13 protein-coding genes and 1 other RNA gene are annotated in these 15872 nt (G+C 61.9%); 8 read left to right on the plus strand and 6 right to left on the minus strand.

The window, feature by feature from the left end; all coding sequences use genetic code 11:
• Nucleotides 1-23: 23 nt before the first annotated feature.
• Nucleotides 24-391, minus strand: a transfer-messenger RNA (tmRNA) gene (ssrA, locus tag HFC70_RS07785).
• 22 nt (nt 392-413) lie between these two features.
• Nucleotides 414-1160, minus strand: a complete 747-nt coding sequence (locus HFC70_RS07790; RefSeq protein WP_168472669.1) for an AprI/Inh family metalloprotease inhibitor — start codon at nt 1158-1160, stop codon at nt 414-416.
• Nucleotides 1161-1400: 240 nt separating this feature from the next.
• On the opposite strand from HFC70_RS07790, the gene HFC70_RS07795 reads away from it, so the two are divergent.
• The 6 genes from HFC70_RS07795 to HFC70_RS07820 all read left to right on the plus strand — a co-directional run bounded on the left by HFC70_RS07795 (nt 1401) and on the right by HFC70_RS07820 (nt 6774).
• Nucleotides 1401-2195, plus strand: coding sequence for a thymidylate synthase (locus HFC70_RS07795; RefSeq protein ID WP_168472670.1), 795 nt, complete (start codon nt 1401-1403; stop codon nt 2193-2195).
• A gap of 42 nt (nt 2196-2237) precedes the next feature.
• Complete coding sequence (locus tag HFC70_RS07800; protein ID WP_168472671.1) at nt 2238-2765, plus strand: dihydrofolate reductase; 528 nt, start codon at nt 2238-2240, stop codon at nt 2763-2765.
• A 146-nt stretch (nt 2766-2911) separates the two neighbouring features.
• Nucleotides 2912-3997, plus strand: a complete 1086-nt coding sequence (gene hflK, locus HFC70_RS07805; protein ID WP_168472672.1) for an FtsH protease activity modulator HflK — start codon at nt 2912-2914, stop codon at nt 3995-3997.
• Nucleotides 3997-4917, plus strand: coding sequence for a protease modulator HflC (hflC, locus tag HFC70_RS07810; protein ID WP_368669588.1), 921 nt, complete (start codon nt 3997-3999; stop codon nt 4915-4917). The genes hflK and hflC overlap by 1 nt, the downstream gene beginning before the upstream one ends.
• Nucleotides 4918-4928: 11 nt before the next feature.
• Entirely contained in the window at nt 4929-5114 is a 186-nt protein-coding gene (locus tag HFC70_RS07815; protein ID WP_168472674.1) for a DUF2065 domain-containing protein, read from the plus strand.
• A gap of 109 nt (nt 5115-5223) precedes the next feature.
• Nucleotides 5224-6774 carry a Do family serine endopeptidase gene (locus tag HFC70_RS07820; protein WP_168472675.1) on the plus strand — a complete coding sequence of 517 codons (1551 nt, stop codon included), beginning with the start codon at nt 5224-5226 and terminating at the stop codon, nt 6772-6774.
• A gap of 33 nt (nt 6775-6807) precedes the next feature.
• Here HFC70_RS07820 and HFC70_RS07825 read toward each other — a convergent pair whose 3' ends face one another.
• From HFC70_RS07825 to serB, 3 genes are all read right to left on the minus strand, one after another.
• A complete protein-coding gene (locus HFC70_RS07825) occupies nt 6808-9066 on the minus strand; it encodes a putative bifunctional diguanylate cyclase/phosphodiesterase (RefSeq protein ID WP_368669577.1) in 2259 nt (752 codons plus the stop codon).
• Between the two features lie 251 nt (nt 9067-9317).
• Nucleotides 9318-9875 (minus strand): GNAT family N-acetyltransferase, encoded by a 558-nt coding sequence (locus tag HFC70_RS07830; RefSeq protein WP_168472677.1) that lies wholly within the window; start codon nt 9873-9875, stop codon nt 9318-9320.
• Between the two features lie 17 nt (nt 9876-9892).
• Entirely contained in the window at nt 9893-10783 is an 891-nt protein-coding gene (gene serB / locus HFC70_RS07835) for a phosphoserine phosphatase SerB (protein ID WP_168472678.1), read from the minus strand.
• Here serB and miaA point away from each other — a divergent pair.
• Nucleotides 10782-11675 carry a tRNA (adenosine(37)-N6)-dimethylallyltransferase MiaA gene (miaA, locus tag HFC70_RS07840; RefSeq protein ID WP_168472883.1) on the plus strand — a complete coding sequence of 298 codons (894 nt, stop codon included), beginning with the start codon at nt 10782-10784 and terminating at the stop codon, nt 11673-11675. The genes serB and miaA overlap by 2 nt on opposite strands.
• A 21-nt stretch (nt 11676-11696) precedes the next feature.
• Here miaA and HFC70_RS07845 read toward each other — a convergent pair whose 3' ends face one another.
• Nucleotides 11697-13748, minus strand: a complete 2052-nt coding sequence (locus tag HFC70_RS07845) for an ATP-binding protein (RefSeq protein ID WP_168472679.1) — start codon at nt 13746-13748, stop codon at nt 11697-11699.
• A gap of 335 nt (nt 13749-14083) precedes the next feature.
• On the opposite strand from HFC70_RS07845, the gene HFC70_RS07850 reads away from it, so the two are divergent.
• On the plus strand, nt 14084-15862 hold the full coding sequence (locus HFC70_RS07850; RefSeq protein ID WP_168472680.1) for an acetolactate synthase 3 large subunit: 1779 nt from the start codon (nt 14084-14086) through the stop codon (nt 15860-15862).
• The last annotated feature ends 10 nt before the right edge of the window (nt 15863-15872 follow it).

Here is a 15872-nt window from a genome sequence, read left to right on the forward strand (position 1 = left end):
TTGCACGACGAGGAGGAGGGTTAGGTGAAGGCTTCTGTTGCCAGGTGCCTTCGGACCCCGCCTCAAGGGGCTAACCTAGAGGACTTGGTTCGGATTTCCCGCACCGCCATTAGGCAGCGAGAGCATAACCCTTAGCGTTGTTGTCATTTGCAACTACACTTGTGACCCGATAACGGCGGTATCATGCCGAGCAAAAGTTCGATCTTTACGCCCTTGTCGATCCTATTTCGCCCCCATCAAAAGCCGGTCACGAAGACCGACCGGTTTTTGGTGGAGGCGCCGGGTACCGCCCCCGGGTCCAATAGGTTTATTACACCGACCGTTTATTGCTATAGCCGGAGCAAGCCCCGGCGACATTCATATAGGCGCTTATCGGGTGGATGAAAAGGGGTGTCTCGCGCCGCTGGTGCAGTTCAGCGGCATTCGTTGGTGAAAGCGATGTAACGACGGCCATCCCGCTCATAGTGTTTGATCGTGTAGCCGACGTTTCCGGCGCGATCCACCTGCACCTCGCAGCGAAGGCCCCAGCGCGAATCCTGGCAGCCGTTGACGGTAAAGCACTGTCCCTGGCGCAATTGCCCGATGACGGGGCTCGACATGTCCACGGCCCGGCGCACATTGATGTCATAGGTCGCGCGCACGAAGGACTGTCTGTTTGCCGGCGGCGGCGCGATGTCCCGCGGTGAGGCGCACCGACCCGTATCGGCGCGCAGGTAGCAATCCTTCGATTGGCCGGCCTCGGCGCCCGGAAGCGGGATGGGAAAGGACGAGTCGGGGCGGGGCGTACCGTCGCCCCTGGCAAAACGTTGTCCGCTCAAGGGCTTCAGCGTAATCAGGCTGCCGTCATTGGTGCGCCCGACCAGCGCACCACGGCTCGGGCTGAACGCGGCAATCGGGGCATTGCCGGTTCCGGTGATGACGATGCCGTCGGCGCTGGGCGCCCAGGCCCAGGCAAACGACATGGCCCCGGCGCAGGTATAGGTCGTGGCTTTCAGCGCGCCGCCCATGGCCTGCCCCGAAAGGGTGATTCTGCAGGCGCCCAGCGGACCGCCTTCGACCGACCATTCGCCGACAAAATCCTGTGGCGCCTGCGCGCTGCTGCTTACTGCTGCAAAAAGCGTGAAGAGGACGGCTGGCCATGCTCTGGCGGGTTTGCGCATGCGGGTCTTGCTCCTCTGCTCGGAATTGCGGCTGCTTGTGCGCAGTGCCTTCACGCCTTGGGGCGCAAGGGGTACGCTTGTTCAAAGCAAGGCTAAATCGGCTCTGATTCGCCGACAAGAGGCGATGCTGCTGGAAAGCGATGGCAATCGGCAATATCTGGGGGACGGTGCACGCCGCAGGCTATGCTTGACCCGCAGGCTGCCTATAAATAGAGCCCGAACGGAACAGGCAGGGCAACCATGAAACAGTATCTCGATCTCTTAAGCCATGTGATGGACAAGGGTTCCGACCGGGGCGATCGCACCGGCACGGGCACCCGCTCCGTGTTCGGCTACCAGATGCGCTTCGATCTCTCTGAGGGCTTTCCGGTCACCACGACCAAGAAGCTGCACCTGCGCTCGATCATCCATGAACTGCTGTGGTTCCTGAAGGGCGAGACAAATATCGCCTATCTCAAGGAAAACGGCGTTTCGATCTGGGACGAATGGGCCGACGAGAACGGCGATCTCGGGCCGGTCTACGGCGCGCAGTGGCGCTCCTGGCCGGCACCGGACGGCGGATCCATCGACCAGATCGCCAACCTGGTCGAGGGCATCCGCAAAAACCCCAATTCGCGCCGGCATATCGTCACCGCCTGGAACCCGGCGGAAGTCGATAACATGGCGCTGCCGCCCTGCCATTGCCTGTTCCAGTTTTACGTGGCCGACGGCAAGCTCTCCTGCCAGCTCTACCAGCGCTCGGCGGATATCTTTCTCGGCGTGCCCTTCAATATCGCCTCCTATGCCTTGCTGACGATGATGGTGGCGCAGGTGACGGATCTTCAGCCGGGTGATTTCGTGCATACGCTGGGCGACACCCATCTTTATGCCAACCATTTCGAGCAGGCCAGGCTGCAGCTGTCGCGGACGCCTAAGCCGCTGCCGGTGATGCGGCTCAACCCCGCGGTCAAGGACCTGTTTGCCTTTACATTCGAGGACTTTACGCTCGAAGGCTACGAGGCTGAATCAAGCATCAAGGCGCCGATCGCGGTTTGACGAGAGGCGCAGGACCGGCGCGGTAGCGCGAGAGGAGACATCATGACGGGCATCAAGATCATCGTGGTGGTGGCCGTGTCGCGCAATGGCATCATCGGTCGGGACGGCGACATGCCTTGGAAGCTCTCGACGGACTTGAAGCGCTTCAAGACGCTGACGCTCGGCAAGCCGCTTGTCATGGGTCGCAAGACTTTTGAATCAATCGGCAGCCGGCCCTTGGCCGGTCGGCCGCATATCATCGTCAGCCGCAATGCCGATTTCGCGCCCGCAGGTGTCGAGGTCGCGGCAACGCTGGAGGATGCGCTCGATCGCGGCCGGATCCTTGCGACGGCAAGCGGCGTCGACGAAGTCTGCGTCGCCGGCGGCGGCGAGATCTACCGGCAGGCCATGCCGTTGGCCGATTACCTGCATGTCACCCATGTCGATGCGCAGATTGAAGGCGATACGCATTTTCCGACGATCGATCCGGAACGATTCGAGATGGTCGGGGAACAGACGGTTCCGGCAGGCGAACGGGACAACTATGCGACCCGTTATGCAATTTATCGGCAAAGGCCCGCGACAAATTGATATATTTGCGGTTTCCGTCCAAGAAGTTGCCCGCTTCGCGTTGAAAGCGGCAGCGCCGATACCTATAACGGGTCATGCTCTGCGTGGCGCGCCTCGAAAGGCTGCACCGTTGCGGGTTGGGAGAGTTTACAAGCAAAGAGGTATTGATGCCCTGGAGCAATCAGAACGGCGGCGGCCCTTGGGGCGGCGGCGGCAACAATCAGGGGCCCTGGGGCCAGGGACCGAACCGGCCGCGCGGTGGCGGGGGCGGCAACACGCCACCGGATCTTGAGGAGATTATCCGTCGCGGCCAGGACCGGTTGAAGAACCTCGTTCCGGGTGGTTTCAACGGCGGCGTTGCCGTCATCATCATTCTCGTCATTGCGGCGTTCTGGCTCATACAGTCGATCTACACCGTGCAGCCGGATGAGCGTGGCGTCGAGCTGCGCTTCGGCAAGCCGAAGGACGAGATCTCCATGCCGGGCCTGCATTTCCATCTATGGCCTCTGGAAACCGTCGAAATCACCAAGGTGACGGAGCAGCAGCAGAATATCGGCGCCAAGGCCTCGTCTTCTTCGTCTGCCGGCCTGATGTTGTCGGGCGATCAGAACATCGTCAACGTGCAGTTCTCGGTGCTGTTTACGGTCAGCGATCCGAAGGCCTATCTGTTCAACATCGAAAGCCCGCCGCTCACCCTGCAGCAGGTTGCCGAAAGTGCGATGCGTGAAATCGTCGGCCGCCGTCCGGCCCAGGACATCTTCCGGGATGCCCGCCAGGACATCGCCACCGAAGTTCGCACGATCATCCAGAGCACCATGGACTCCTATGGCGCCGGCATTTCCATCAATGCGGTGGCGATCGAGGATGCGGCTCCGCCGCGCGAAGTCGCCGATGCCTTCGACGAAGTGCAGCGTGCCGAGCAGGACGAAGACCGTTTCGTCGAGGAAGCCAACCAGTATTCCAACCAGAAACTCGGTCAGGCCCGCGGTCAGTCGGCGCAGATCCGCGAAGAAGCGGCTGCCTACAAGAACCGTGTCGTCAACGAGGCGGAAGGCGAGGCGCAGCGCTTCGTGTCCATCTACGACCAGTATGCCAAGGCGCCGGAGGTTACCCGCAAGCGTCTGTATCTTGAGACCATGGAGTCCGTCCTGAAGAATTCCACCAAGGTTATCATCGGCGAGAACCAGAATGTCATGCCGTATCTGCCGCTCGATGAGCTGGCCCGGCCGCAACAGCAGCAGGGAGGCAATTGATCATGGGTAACCGTCTTCCCATCATTCTGATCGTCATTGCCGGCCTGCTGATGCTGGCCTATTCGTCGGTCTTCGTTGTCAACGAGCGCCAGCAGGCCGTCGTCGTGCGCTTCGGTCAGATCCAGTCGGTGCGCAGCGAGCCCGGTCTCTACTTCAAGCTGCCCTTCGCCTTCATGGATGCCGACCGCGTCCAGTATGTGGAGGATCAGGCCCTGCGGTTCGACCTCGACAACATCCGCGTCCAGGTATCCGGCGGCAAGTTCTACGAAGTCGATGCCTTCGTGGTCTACAAGATCACCGATGCCCGCCGTTTCCGTGAAACGGTGTCTGGCGACCGCGAGTCGGCCGAATCGCGGCTTCGCACCCGCCTCGACGCCTCGTTGCGCCGGGTCTACGGTCTGCGCGGCTTTGAATCGGCACTCTCCGATGCCCGTGCGTCGATGATGCAGGAAGTGCGCGACGATCTGCGCGCCGATGCGGAATCGCTCGGTCTGACGATCGCCGACGTTCGCATCCGCCGCACCGACCTGACGCAGGAAGTCTCGCAGCAGACTTTCGACCGCATGAAGGCCGAACGTCTGGCCGAAGCCGAGCTGATCCGCGCCCGCGGTAACGAAGAGGGCCAGCGCCGCCGCGCCATTGCCGACCGTCAGGTCGTGGAATTGCAGGCGGAAGCCCAGCGCGATTCCGAAATCCTGCGCGGTGAAGGCGATGCCGAGCGGAACCGCATCTTTGCCGATGCATTCTCGCGTGATCCGGCCTTCTTCGAGTTCTATCGCTCGATGGCGGCCTACGGGCAGTCGCTCGGTTCCAGCGGCACGACCATGGTGCTGTCGCCGAATTCGGAATTCTTCCGCTTCTTCAATGACGCCACAGGCGCGCCGCCTGCCGCCGCTCCGGCGGTTCCGGCCGGCAATTGATCGAGGCATCCGTGTCGGAGCTTCTGACAGGATTTGCATTCTTTCTGATTATCGAGGGGCTGGTGTACGCACTGGCCCCTCGTTTTCTTGTGGCCATGGCCCGCCTGCTTCCCGCCATTCCCGAACAGCAATTGCGGATCGCCGGCCTTGTCGCCGTGGCATTTGGTGTCGCCCTTGTGTGGTTGATCCGCGGCTGATCCGTGGCTGAGTTGACCCGCAGATCACAGCAAAATGCGTTTCACAGATCATCAATCCGCCCTATGATCGGGCCAGATATTAAAGCCGATTCCACAGCGAGGACGCCCGATGACCGCAACCGTATTCAAGACAGCGAAGCTTTGCTCGGCGCTTATGGTCGGGGTCGCACTCTGCCTTGGAACCCTTGGGGGGCAACCGCGTCCGGCAGTCGCGCAGGCCGTCGGCCCGGCCTCGGTGGCAGATTTGGCCGATGGTCTGCTGGATGCGGTCGTCAACATCTCCACCTCGCAGAACGTCAAGGACGAAGGCAATAGCCCGTTGCCGCAGGTCCCGGAGGGGTCGCCCTTCGAGGAACTGTTCGAGGATTTCTTCAAGAATCGCGATGACGGTGCGACCAATCACAAGGTCAACTCGCTCGGCTCCGGTTTCGTGATCGACCCGGCGGGCTTCATCGTCACCAACAACCACGTCATTGAGAATGCCGACGATATCGAGGCGATTTTCCCCGACGGTTCCAAGCTCAAGGCGACGCTGGTCGGCACCGATCCGAAGACCGACCTGTCGGTGTTGAAGGTCGAGCCGCCGGAGCCGCTGACGGCGGTGAAGTTCGGCGATTCCCGGCAGATGCGGATCGGCGACTGGGTGATGGCGATCGGCAATCCGTTCGGGCTCGGCGGATCGGTGACGGTCGGCATCATCTCGGCGCGCGGCCGCAATATCAATGCCGGCCCGTACGACAATTTCATCCAGACCGACGCCGCCATCAACAAGGGCAATTCCGGCGGGCCGCTGTTCAACATGAAGGGCGAGGTGATCGGCATCAACACTGCCATCATCTCACCCAGCGGCGGATCGATCGGCATCGGCTTTTCCGTGCCGACCGAGCTTGCCGAAAACGTCATCAAGCAGCTGATCGAATTCGGCGAGGCGCGGCGCGGCTGGCTCGGCGTGCGGATCCAGCCGGTGCCCGAGGATATGGCCAAATCCGCTGGTCTCTCGCGCGGCCGCGGTGCGCTGGTCAGCAGCGTGATCGAGGGGGGGCCGGTCGCCAAGGGCCCGATCCTGGTCGGCGACGTCATCGTCAAGTTCGACGGCAAGGAGATCATCGAAAGCCGTGATCTGGTGCGCGTCGTTGCCGAAAGCCCGGTAGAAACCGATCTCGATGTCGTCGTGGTGCGTGACGGAAAACAACAGACTGTCAAGGTGCGGCTTGGACGGCTGGAGGATGCCGAGGCAGCCAGTGCCGCGCAGGCGGTCGAGCAAAGCCCGGAGGACGGCAAAGACGATCCGACGGTTGCGCCGGAAGACGGCAAGCCTGTCCCCGAAACGCCTGATGTGCCGGATGATGGGGCCGCTGCCGTCGGACCGGTGCTCGGCCTGACACTTGGTGTACTCGACGATCAGGCCCGTCAGGCCCACGGCATTGGCGAAGGTGTCGAGGGCGTTGTCATCACCAAGGTCGAGCCGGGATCGCCGGCCGACCAGAAGAGCTTGAAGGTTGGCGAGGTGATCGTCGAGGCGGCGCAGGAATTTGTCGAGACGCCCACGGATCTCGCCGAGACTGTGGCGGCCTTGAAGGCGGAGGGACGCCGCAGCGTGCATCTGATGGTCGCCAACGGCGCGGGCGACCTGCGCTTCGTCGCCATTCCCCTGGAATGACGGTCGCCGTAAAGCATTGAGGCAGCGGCTGTCTTAAGCCGCTGCCTCCGGCAAAAATGGCGTGATAGCCTCTAGCGGCTGCGGACGGCCGATCAGATAGCCCTGGATCTCGTTGCAGCCGAGCTCACGCAGCAGGGTGAACTGCCCCTCGGTCTCGACGCCTTCGGCGGCGACCGACATGCGCAGATCCCGGCCGAGTCTCAGGATGGCATCAACGATGGCGCGGCTGTCGGCATCGGTGTCGATATCCTTGATGAAGGACTGGTCGATCTTCAGCTTGTCGAAGCGGTATTTGCGCAGGTAGCTGAGCGACGAATAGCCGGTGCCGAAATCGTCAAGGGCGATGCGCACGCCAAGCCCCTTGAGGGCGGCCAGCGTCGATTCCACGGCGCCGGTGGTATTGAGCAGCAGGGACTCGGTGATTTCCAGTTCCAGACGGCTGGGATCTAGGCCGGTCTCCTCGATGGCGTTCTTGATGGCTGAAAACAGGCCGGGCGAATTGAACTGGCGGGGCGACAGGTTGACGGCGATACGCACATCCTGCGGCCAGCCGGCAGCAATGCGGCAACCCTGGCGGATGACCCATCCACCGATCTGGGTGACGATGCCCGCATCTTCGGCAATCGGGATGAATTCGGCCGGGCTGATCGGGCCGAGCGTCGGATGGGTCCAGCGCACCAGGGTCTCGAAACAGACGACCTTGCCGCTTTGCGCATCGATCAGTGGCTGAAAGTGCAGCGACAGGGCTTCGGTCGCCAGCGCATTGCGCAATTCCTGTTCCAGCAGATTGCGCCGGCGGGCGGCGCGGTCGAGCGACAGATCGAAGAAGCGATAGCGGTTGCGGCCGTCGGCCTTGGCGCGATAGAGCGCCAGATCGGCATTGCGCATCAGGGTATCGCCATCCTGGCCATCGATCGGGGCGCAGGCGATGCCGATGCTGACGCCGATGCGCACGGTGCCGGTCGTAAGCTGGAACGGTTTTTCAAGGGCTGCGATGATGCGCTCGGCAAGCTCGGCAGAGGCTTTCGGATCGCGGGCCGAGGAGTGGATGAAGGCAAATTCATCGCCGCCGATGCGGGCGAGAGTATCAAGCTCAGTGGCAAAGGAGCCGAGGATTTCGGCGATCTTTTCCAGCAATTCGTCGCCGGCACCATGACCATGCGCATCGTTGACCTGCTTGAAGCGATCCAGATCGAACAGCAGGATCGAAAAGCTCTCGTTGAAATGGGCCAGCCGGGTCAGGGCCTGATCGAGGTTTTCGCCGAGCAGGACGCGGTTGCCGAGATCCGTGAGAGGATCGTGCCTTGCCATGTGTTCGATGCGGCTTCGCGCCTCGCGCGCCGCCGTGACATCGCGCCCAACGCCACGATAACCGGCGAACAAACCCATCTCGTCAAAGACGGGTTTGGCGCTCAGCGACCAGATCCCCGGTTTGCCGTTCTGGTCGACGCAAAGCTCGAAATCCCGGAACGGTTCACGCATGTCCAGCTGCTGGCGCAAGCCGAGCGGCCCGTTCATGTTGCGCATCGTCCGGCAATCGCCTTCCCGGCAGGGAAGAACCATCCAGAGTGGATGGCCACAGACCTCTTCCTCGCGTTTGCCGGTCAGTTCAAAGAAGCGTGTCGAGGCACGTTGCACGATGTGGTTCTCGTCTGCCGCCCAAAGCCAGTCGCTGGCATTCTGTTCGAAATCGTTCAAAAGCAACCGGATCACGTCACGCTGTTCGTCGGCCGCCAGCTGTGCACGCACCCGCGCACTCAGGCTCTGGCAAAGGCTCAAGGACGATTTGACGATGATGACGAAGTAGATGACATAGAGGGCAAACAGATTCATGCCGACCAGGCTTGGGGTGGCCGTGAGTGCAAGGGCCGAACCAATCCCCATGAACAGCCCGAAGGTGATCGATGCGGCCGGGATCGTGGCCAGCGCAAAGCCGCCGCCGCCCGACATGCCGACGGTGATGGCAACCAGCACCAGTTTCTGTTGGGCGTCGGCATGGAAATAGAAGACGGCGACCAGCACGGCCCACATGGCGCTGAGGACGCCGGCATAGATGACCGCCTTGCGCACCCCGCGGAGGGAGGCAGTCTGCCGGGGCGGCTTATCCTTGGTGCGCCACCAGGTCAGGCCGGTCATGACGGCCAGAACCGAAACGAAAATGGTCCACAGGGCAATCCAGGCGAACATCGTGCTGTCGCGGAAGGCCGCCAGCGTGACGGCGGCATTTCCGACATTGGCTGCCATCAGCCAGGGCGTGTTGCGCAGGACCGCCCCAAGCCGGACAGCGCGCACGCGCTCGGCTTCATAGTCGGAGAGCCCGCGCTCGCCAAGTCTGAAGAATCGGTCCAGGGGGGATAGAGATCGCCCTGCGGGTCGGTCGGAATGTGCCTCGTTCATGCATGTAAGAATATGCGAAACTGCTTAAGGCTGCATGAAAATACCTGTTTCCGTCCCGCATCTGGGCAGGCAATCCGGCGGATGGTTAAAAAACTGCATGCTCTTCCGCACGAATTCTAAGGGTCGGTTTACTCTATACCGGCGGCCTATTCCGGACGATCGGCCGTGGCTGCGATGCGATAAAGGACGTGCCGCTGCAAGTGCGGATGGCTGTCGGGCACGCGCGGATGATCGAAATCGGCGTTTTCATCACGGGTCATGCCGATGCGTTCCATGATGGCGCGAGAACGCTGATTGCCGGCAACGGCGAAGGAGACGACTTCGTCGAGCTTCTTTTGAGCGAAGGCATAATCGAGCAGCGAACGGGCCGCTTCCGTCATGTAACCATTGCCCCAGAACCGGGTTGCCATGCGCCAGCCGATTTCGATGGTGTCTTCGGGCAGGACCGGCGCGATATCGGCTTTTGCCAATCCGCAAAAGCCGATCGTCTCGCCGGTTTCCTTCACTTCCACTGCAAAGAAACCATAGCCGGTCTCGGCGATCAGCCGGCGGACCTTGTCCATCATCGCATCGGCTTCCGCGTGGTTGCGACGCTGGGCGAAAAATTCCATCACCTTGGAATCGGCGTTGATCTCGCGAAACAGGTCGCGGTCGTCGTCGCGCCAGTTGCGCACGGTCAGCCGCGGTGTTTCGAGGATGATCACGCCTCGTCCTCCGCCCGTCAGACCGTCACGAAATCGGCCTTGCGATAACCCTGCAGATAGAGCAGGGCAGTGAGATCGCCGTGGTCGATGCGGATCTTTGCCTGGGCTGCGACCGAGGGCTTGGCATGCAGCGCTACGCCGGAGCCGGCAAGCTCCAGCATGCCGAGATCATTGGCGCCGTCGCCGACGGCGATGACATCGGCCGCTTCTATTTTGAGCATAGCAGCAATCTCGACCAAGGCATCGACCTTGGCCTGCTTGCCGAGGATGGGTTCAGCCACCGTGCCGGTGAGGACACCGCCTTGCTCTTCCAAAATATTGGCGCGGTTTTCGTCAAAGCCCAGACGCGCGGCGATACGCGCGGTAAACACGGTAAAGCCACCGGAGACCAGCGCCGTGTAATGGCCCTTGGCCTTCATCGTGGCAATCAGCTCCGGTCCACCCGGCGTCAGGGTGATGCGCTTGGCGATCACCTCGTCGACCACGGAAATCGGCAGGCCTTTCAGCAGTGCGACGCGCTCGCGAAGGGCGGGTTCGAAGGCGATTTCGCCGTTCATGGCACGTGCCGTGATCTCGGAGACGCGGTCCTTCAGGCCGACTTCGGCGGCCAGTTCGTCGATGCATTCCTGGCCGATCATGGTGGAATCCATGTCGGCAATCAGGAAGCGCTTGCGGCGGGACTCTGCATCCTGGATGGCCAGATCGATCGGCAGGTCGGCGATCAGAGCGCGCAGGCGGGTCTCTGCCTCGACAAGATCGGTCCCATCGCGCAGTGCGATATCGCAGGCAATGCCGTCGGCAAGCCAATAGAGACCGGAGGCCCTCAGCACCTCTGCTGCGTGTTCGGCAAGGGCGGGCGACAGAACGGGGTTTGACGGATTGGCTAGAAGCGTGGCAACGAAGGCCATGATGAAGAACCCTGCGGATGATACGGACGCCATCCTGATAACCGGCCCGACTGCCAGCGGCAAGTCCGCGCTTGCGCTTGATCTGGCGAAACAGCATGGCGGCGTGGTGATCAATGCCGACAGCATGCAGGTCTACGACACGCTGCGCGTCGTCACGGCCCGGCCATCGCTTGAGGACATGGACGGCGTTGCGCACCATCTTTACGGCCATGTGCCGGCCGGCAAGGCCTATTCGACCGGCGACTGGCTGCGCGAAATCGCCACTCTCGTCAGTGATCTCAAGGAAAGGGGCGTCCTGCCGGTCATCGTCGGCGGCACGGGGCTTTATTTCAAGGCGCTGACGGGAGGCCTGTCGGATATGCCCGATATCCCCGACGGTATCCGCACGGCGCTGCGCGACCGTATGGCGGCGGAGGGCCCCGAGGCGCTGCACCGGGAGCTTGGCGTACTTGATCCGGACCTCGCCGTGCGCCTCAATCCGCAGGACGGCCAGCGCATCCTTCGGGCTCTTGAAGTTTTGCAGGCGACGGGGCGGTCAATTACGGATTTCCAGGGCCGCAGCGGGCCGGTGATCGTCGATCCGGCCCGGGCGCAGAAAATCGTCGTCCTGCCGGATCGTGCCGTGCTGCATGAGCGGATCAATCGGCGCTTCGAGACCATGCTCGACACCGGGGCCGTCGAGGAGGTCGAGGCGCTGCTGAGACTGGGGCTTGCCGCCGACATGCCTGTGATGAAGGCGATCGGCGTTTCGCAGATAACGGCCATGCTGAAGGGCGAGATGCCGCGCAGCGAGGTCATCGACAAGGCGTCGGCCGCTACCCGGCAATATGCCAAGCGCCAGATGACCTGGTTTCGCAACCAGATGGACGAGAGCTGGGCGCGGCGCGGCTGAGGCGAGGCGGAAATGCTTGCCTCAATCCTTGCGATACAGGCTGGACAGCGGCTTCTTCAGAATGCTGTCGCGCAGGGATTGGCCGGGTTCCTTGCGAAGAGGTGCGGTCGGCGATGGCGCAGCAGCAAACAGCGTGGACGGGTCGTCTGCGACCCGTGCCGGGCTTGCGTCGATATCTCGCCTGATGATCCGCGACAACGGTTCTTCAGCCATCGTACGCGGCAGCATGTCGGGGCGATAGGGCTCGACGGGTGGTGTTTCTCGCGGCGGATGCGGCGCGGGTGCTGTCGGCGCTACGTCGATCGATGCCGGCTCGGAGTAGAATGGTGCCGGAAAACCGTCGTCGTCAGCCAAATCCTCATCGTCATCGCGGGCGGAGGGGAAATTCTGCTGGAAGGCGGAGATATCCGGCGCGGAAATGGCGCGCATCCTGCTGATGACGTTGCGCAGGTCGACCGTATCCGGCGTTTCGTCGGTGACCTTGGCCGTGACGCCATGGGCCTTCGGCAGATAGTGCTCCTCGACTCTTGAAAAGCGCATGCGCATCGGCACGGTGATGGCTTCGCCGAAGGCGATCGCCTCGCCATTACCGATCGAAGAGATGAAGCTGGTCGTCGAGATCGACGAATCCGGGATGGCCGAACGGATGATTTCCTGGTCGTGATCGTTGGTCAGGCGCATGGCAAACAGCGTCGAGCACTGCGACAGGATGGTCTGGTCCAGTTCGCCGGGACGCTGTGTGATGATGCCGAGCGACACGCCGTATTTGCGGCCTTCCTTGGCGATGCGGGCGATGGCCTGGCGAGTGGGCACGAAGCCGAGGCTCGCGTCTGCCGGCACATAGCGATGGGCTTCTTCACAGACCACCAGCATATGGATGGCGCCATTCGACCACAGGGCGATTTCGAAGGCCATGCGGCAAAGCACGGAAGCAACCGAATTGACCACTTCGGAAGGGATGCCGGCGAGCTGGAAGGTCGAGATCGGCCGATTGTCGCCGGGTATGCGGAAGATGTGGGCGATGGTCTCCATGATCGTGTCGCTGATCGTATTGTTGGAGAACATGAAATGATAGCGCGGATCGTTGATCGCCGACATGACGCGCATCTTCAAGGCGCGCAGGAAGGGTTTTTCGCCGCGACCTTCGAGGCGGCCGAGGCGCTCGTCGATCAAGGCCAGAAGGTCGGCCATGCGGTAGGGAACGGGTGTGTCGGCGGTGATCGAGCTCTTGTCGGAAGAACGACGCATCAATGTCGAATCGCTGCCGCGGAAGGCGCGCTTGGCCTCCGGCATGACGTCGCGCAGGATATCCAGTTCCTCCGGCACGGGCGGGCGGCCGCGAAACAGGACCTCGGCGAACTCTTCGAGCTTCATCAGCCAGAAGGGCAGGTCGAGCGTATCGGTGTCGATGACGACGGCATGATCGGGAAAGGCCGCGGCAAATTCATTGTGCGGATCGAGGATCAGGACGCGCAGTTTCGGATCGCTCTCGATCGCCTTGTGGAGCAGTAGCGAAACGGCCGTCGACTTGCCGACGCCGGTCGAGCCGACAATGGCGAAGTGTTTGGACAGCATGGACGGAATGTGAATCGTCGCGTCGATGCTCTCGTCCTGGGTCAACTTGCCGATGACGCAGGTATCGCCATGGCGGGTATCATAGATACGCAGCAGGTCGGCCGCACGAATGCGATGGGCAATGGCGCCAAGATAGGGATAGCGGGAGATGCCGGTCGAGAATTCCTCGCGGCCATTGTCGCCGACATGCACTTCGCCCATCAGTTCGACTTCGATGAGGAAGGTGTTGTCGACGCCCTCGGCCCAGTCGCGCGATCCGGTCTGCATGGAGTAGGCGAGCGCCACGACGCGATTGGTGCCGACGGTAATCGAGATCAACCGGCCGACCGACCAGAGTTCGGTCAGGTCCGTTTCGCCGTTTTCCGCAATGGCGGCGATGGTGGCGCGCGAGCCATTGCACGCAACGACGCGGCCCAGGAACCGATTGCCAGGGGTCAACTGGTCGCGGCGATCCTGTTCCCCGGCCTTCCCCGATGTCTGAAGGTCGTTGTTAAGCAATGTCTACTCCATACATAGGGCAAACAGTAACGTTTCCGGCTTAACAAGTGGTGTAGGGCTGAATGGGGCCCACCGGCACTGCCGGTTAAATAGGCTGGGCGGCGACGTTTTTCTGGGCAGGCTGCGTTGACGGACATCAGTTTTGCGGCTAACACTTCGGACATGAAAAAATTTCGTGCACTTATTGTGGTGGGACCGCGCATGGGCAGGATGGTGTAACCATCCGGCGTTAGCCACCCATGCGCGAAACGACAGGCTCCTCAAGGGGCCTTTTTTTATGGCCAAAACCGGGCTTCAGGCCCTCGCAAAAATCCCAAAGGCAAATGGACACAGGCATGACGGGCAAAGACAATCAGATGACCGGCGCGGAAATCGTTCTGAGGGCGTTGAAGGACAACGGCGTCGAGCACATCTTCGGCTATCCGGGCGGAGCGGTGCTGCCGATCTATGACGAGATCTTCCAGCAGGACGAGATCCAGCACATTCTCGTGCGCCACGAACAGGGCGCCGGCCATGCGGCCGAGGGCTATGCCCGCTCGACCGGAAAGGTTGGCGTCATGCTGGTGACATCAGGCCCCGGCGCCACCAATGCCGTGACGCCGCTGCAGGATGCGCTGATGGATTCGATCCCGCTGGTCTGCCTGACAGGTCAGGTTCCGACCTCGCTGATCGGCTCGGATGCCTTCCAGGAATGCGACACCGTCGGCATCACGCGTCCCTGCACCAAGCACAACTGGCTGGTCAAGGACGTCAACGACCTGGCCCGCGTCATCCACGAAGCCTTCCGCATTGCCCAGACAGGGCGTCCCGGCCCGGTTGTCGTCGATATCCCGAAGGACGTGCAGTTTGCCACCGGCACCTACACGCCGCCGGAAAGCCACGAGGTGCAGCATAGCTACCAGCCGAAGACGCAAGGCGATCCGCGCGCCATCCAGGCGGCCATCGAACTGATGTCCAAGGCGCGCCGGCCGATCATCTATTCCGGCGGCGGCGTCATCAATTCCGGCCCGGATGCCTCCAAGCTGCTGCGCGAATTGGTCGGTCTCACCGATTTCCCCATCACCTCGACGCTGATGGGTCTCGGCGCCTATCCGGCGTCGGGCAAGAACTGGCTCGGCATGCTCGGCATGCACGGATCCTATGAAGCCAATATGGCGATGCACGATTGCGACGTGATGGTCTGTATCGGTGCGCGCTTCGACGACCGCATCACCGGCCGTCTGAACGCGTTCTCGCCGAATTCCAAAAAGATCCATATCGATATCGATCCGTCCTCGATCAACAAAAATGTCCGGGTCGACATTCCGATCAACGGTGATGTCGGCCGGGTTCTCGAAGATATGGTTCGCCTGTGGCGTGCCCTGCCGAAGAAGCCGGATACGGCGCAGACAGTCGAGTGGAAGGACAGCATCGCGCGCTGGAAGGCCCGCAAGTCCTTCTCCTATACGCCGTCGAAAGACGTCATCATGCCGCAATATGCCATCGAGCGGCTCTATGAGCTGACGAAGCATCGCGACACCTATATCACCACCGAAGTCGGCCAGCACCAGATGTGGGCAGCGCAGTATTTCGGCTTCGAGGAGCCGAACCGCTGGATGACCTCGGGCGGTCTCGGCACCATGGGTTATGGTTTCCCGGCGGCGATCGGCGTGCAGATCGCCCATCCCGACAGCCTGGTCATCGACATCGCCGGCGATGCGTCGATCCAGATGTGCATTCAGGAAATGTCCTGCGCCGTGCAGTATAACGCGGCGGTCAAGATCTTCATCCTCAACAACCAGTATATGGGCATGGTGCGCCAGTGGCAGCAGCTGCTGCATGGCAACCGCCTGTCGAATTCCTACACGGAAGCGATGCCTGATTTCGTCAAGCTGGCGGAAGCCTATGGTGCCGTCGGCCTGCGTTGCGAAAAGCCGGGCGATCTGGACGGCGCAATCCAGGAAATGATCGACGTGAAGAAGCCGGTGATCTTCGATTGCCGCGTCGCCAATCTCGCCAACTGCTTCCCGATGATCCCGTCCGGCAAGGCGCACAACGAAATGCTGTTGCCCGACGAGGCGACGGACGACGCCGTTGCGACGGCGATCGACGTCAAGGGCCGCCAGCTGGTTTGATTTGAGGGAG

It is taken from the genome of Agrobacterium sp. a22-2, assembly GCF_012276985.1.
In the GTDB taxonomy this organism is placed as follows: domain Bacteria; phylum Pseudomonadota; class Alphaproteobacteria; order Rhizobiales; family Rhizobiaceae; genus Allorhizobium.

Coding starts and splice junctions, on each gene's coding strand:
- HFC70_RS07790 (WP_168472669.1), bottom strand. CDS start 1,160: ATGCGCAAACCCGCCAGAGCATGGCCAGCCGTCCTCTTCACGCTTTTT.
- HFC70_RS07795 (WP_168472670.1), top strand. CDS start 1,401: ATGAAACAGTATCTCGATCTCTTAAGCCATGTGATGGACAAGGGTTCC.
- HFC70_RS07800 (WP_168472671.1), top strand. CDS start 2,238: ATGACGGGCATCAAGATCATCGTGGTGGTGGCCGTGTCGCGCAATGGC.
- hflK (WP_168472672.1), top strand. CDS start 2,912: ATGCCCTGGAGCAATCAGAACGGCGGCGGCCCTTGGGGCGGCGGCGGC.
- HFC70_RS07820 (WP_168472675.1), top strand. CDS start 5,224: ATGACCGCAACCGTATTCAAGACAGCGAAGCTTTGCTCGGCGCTTATG.
- miaA (WP_168472883.1), top strand. CDS start 10,782: ATGATGAAGAACCCTGCGGATGATACGGACGCCATCCTGATAACCGGC.
- serB (WP_168472678.1), bottom strand. CDS start 10,783: ATGGCCTTCGTTGCCACGCTTCTAGCCAATCCGTCAAACCCCGTTCTG.
- HFC70_RS07850 (WP_168472680.1), top strand. CDS start 14,084: ATGACGGGCAAAGACAATCAGATGACCGGCGCGGAAATCGTTCTGAGG.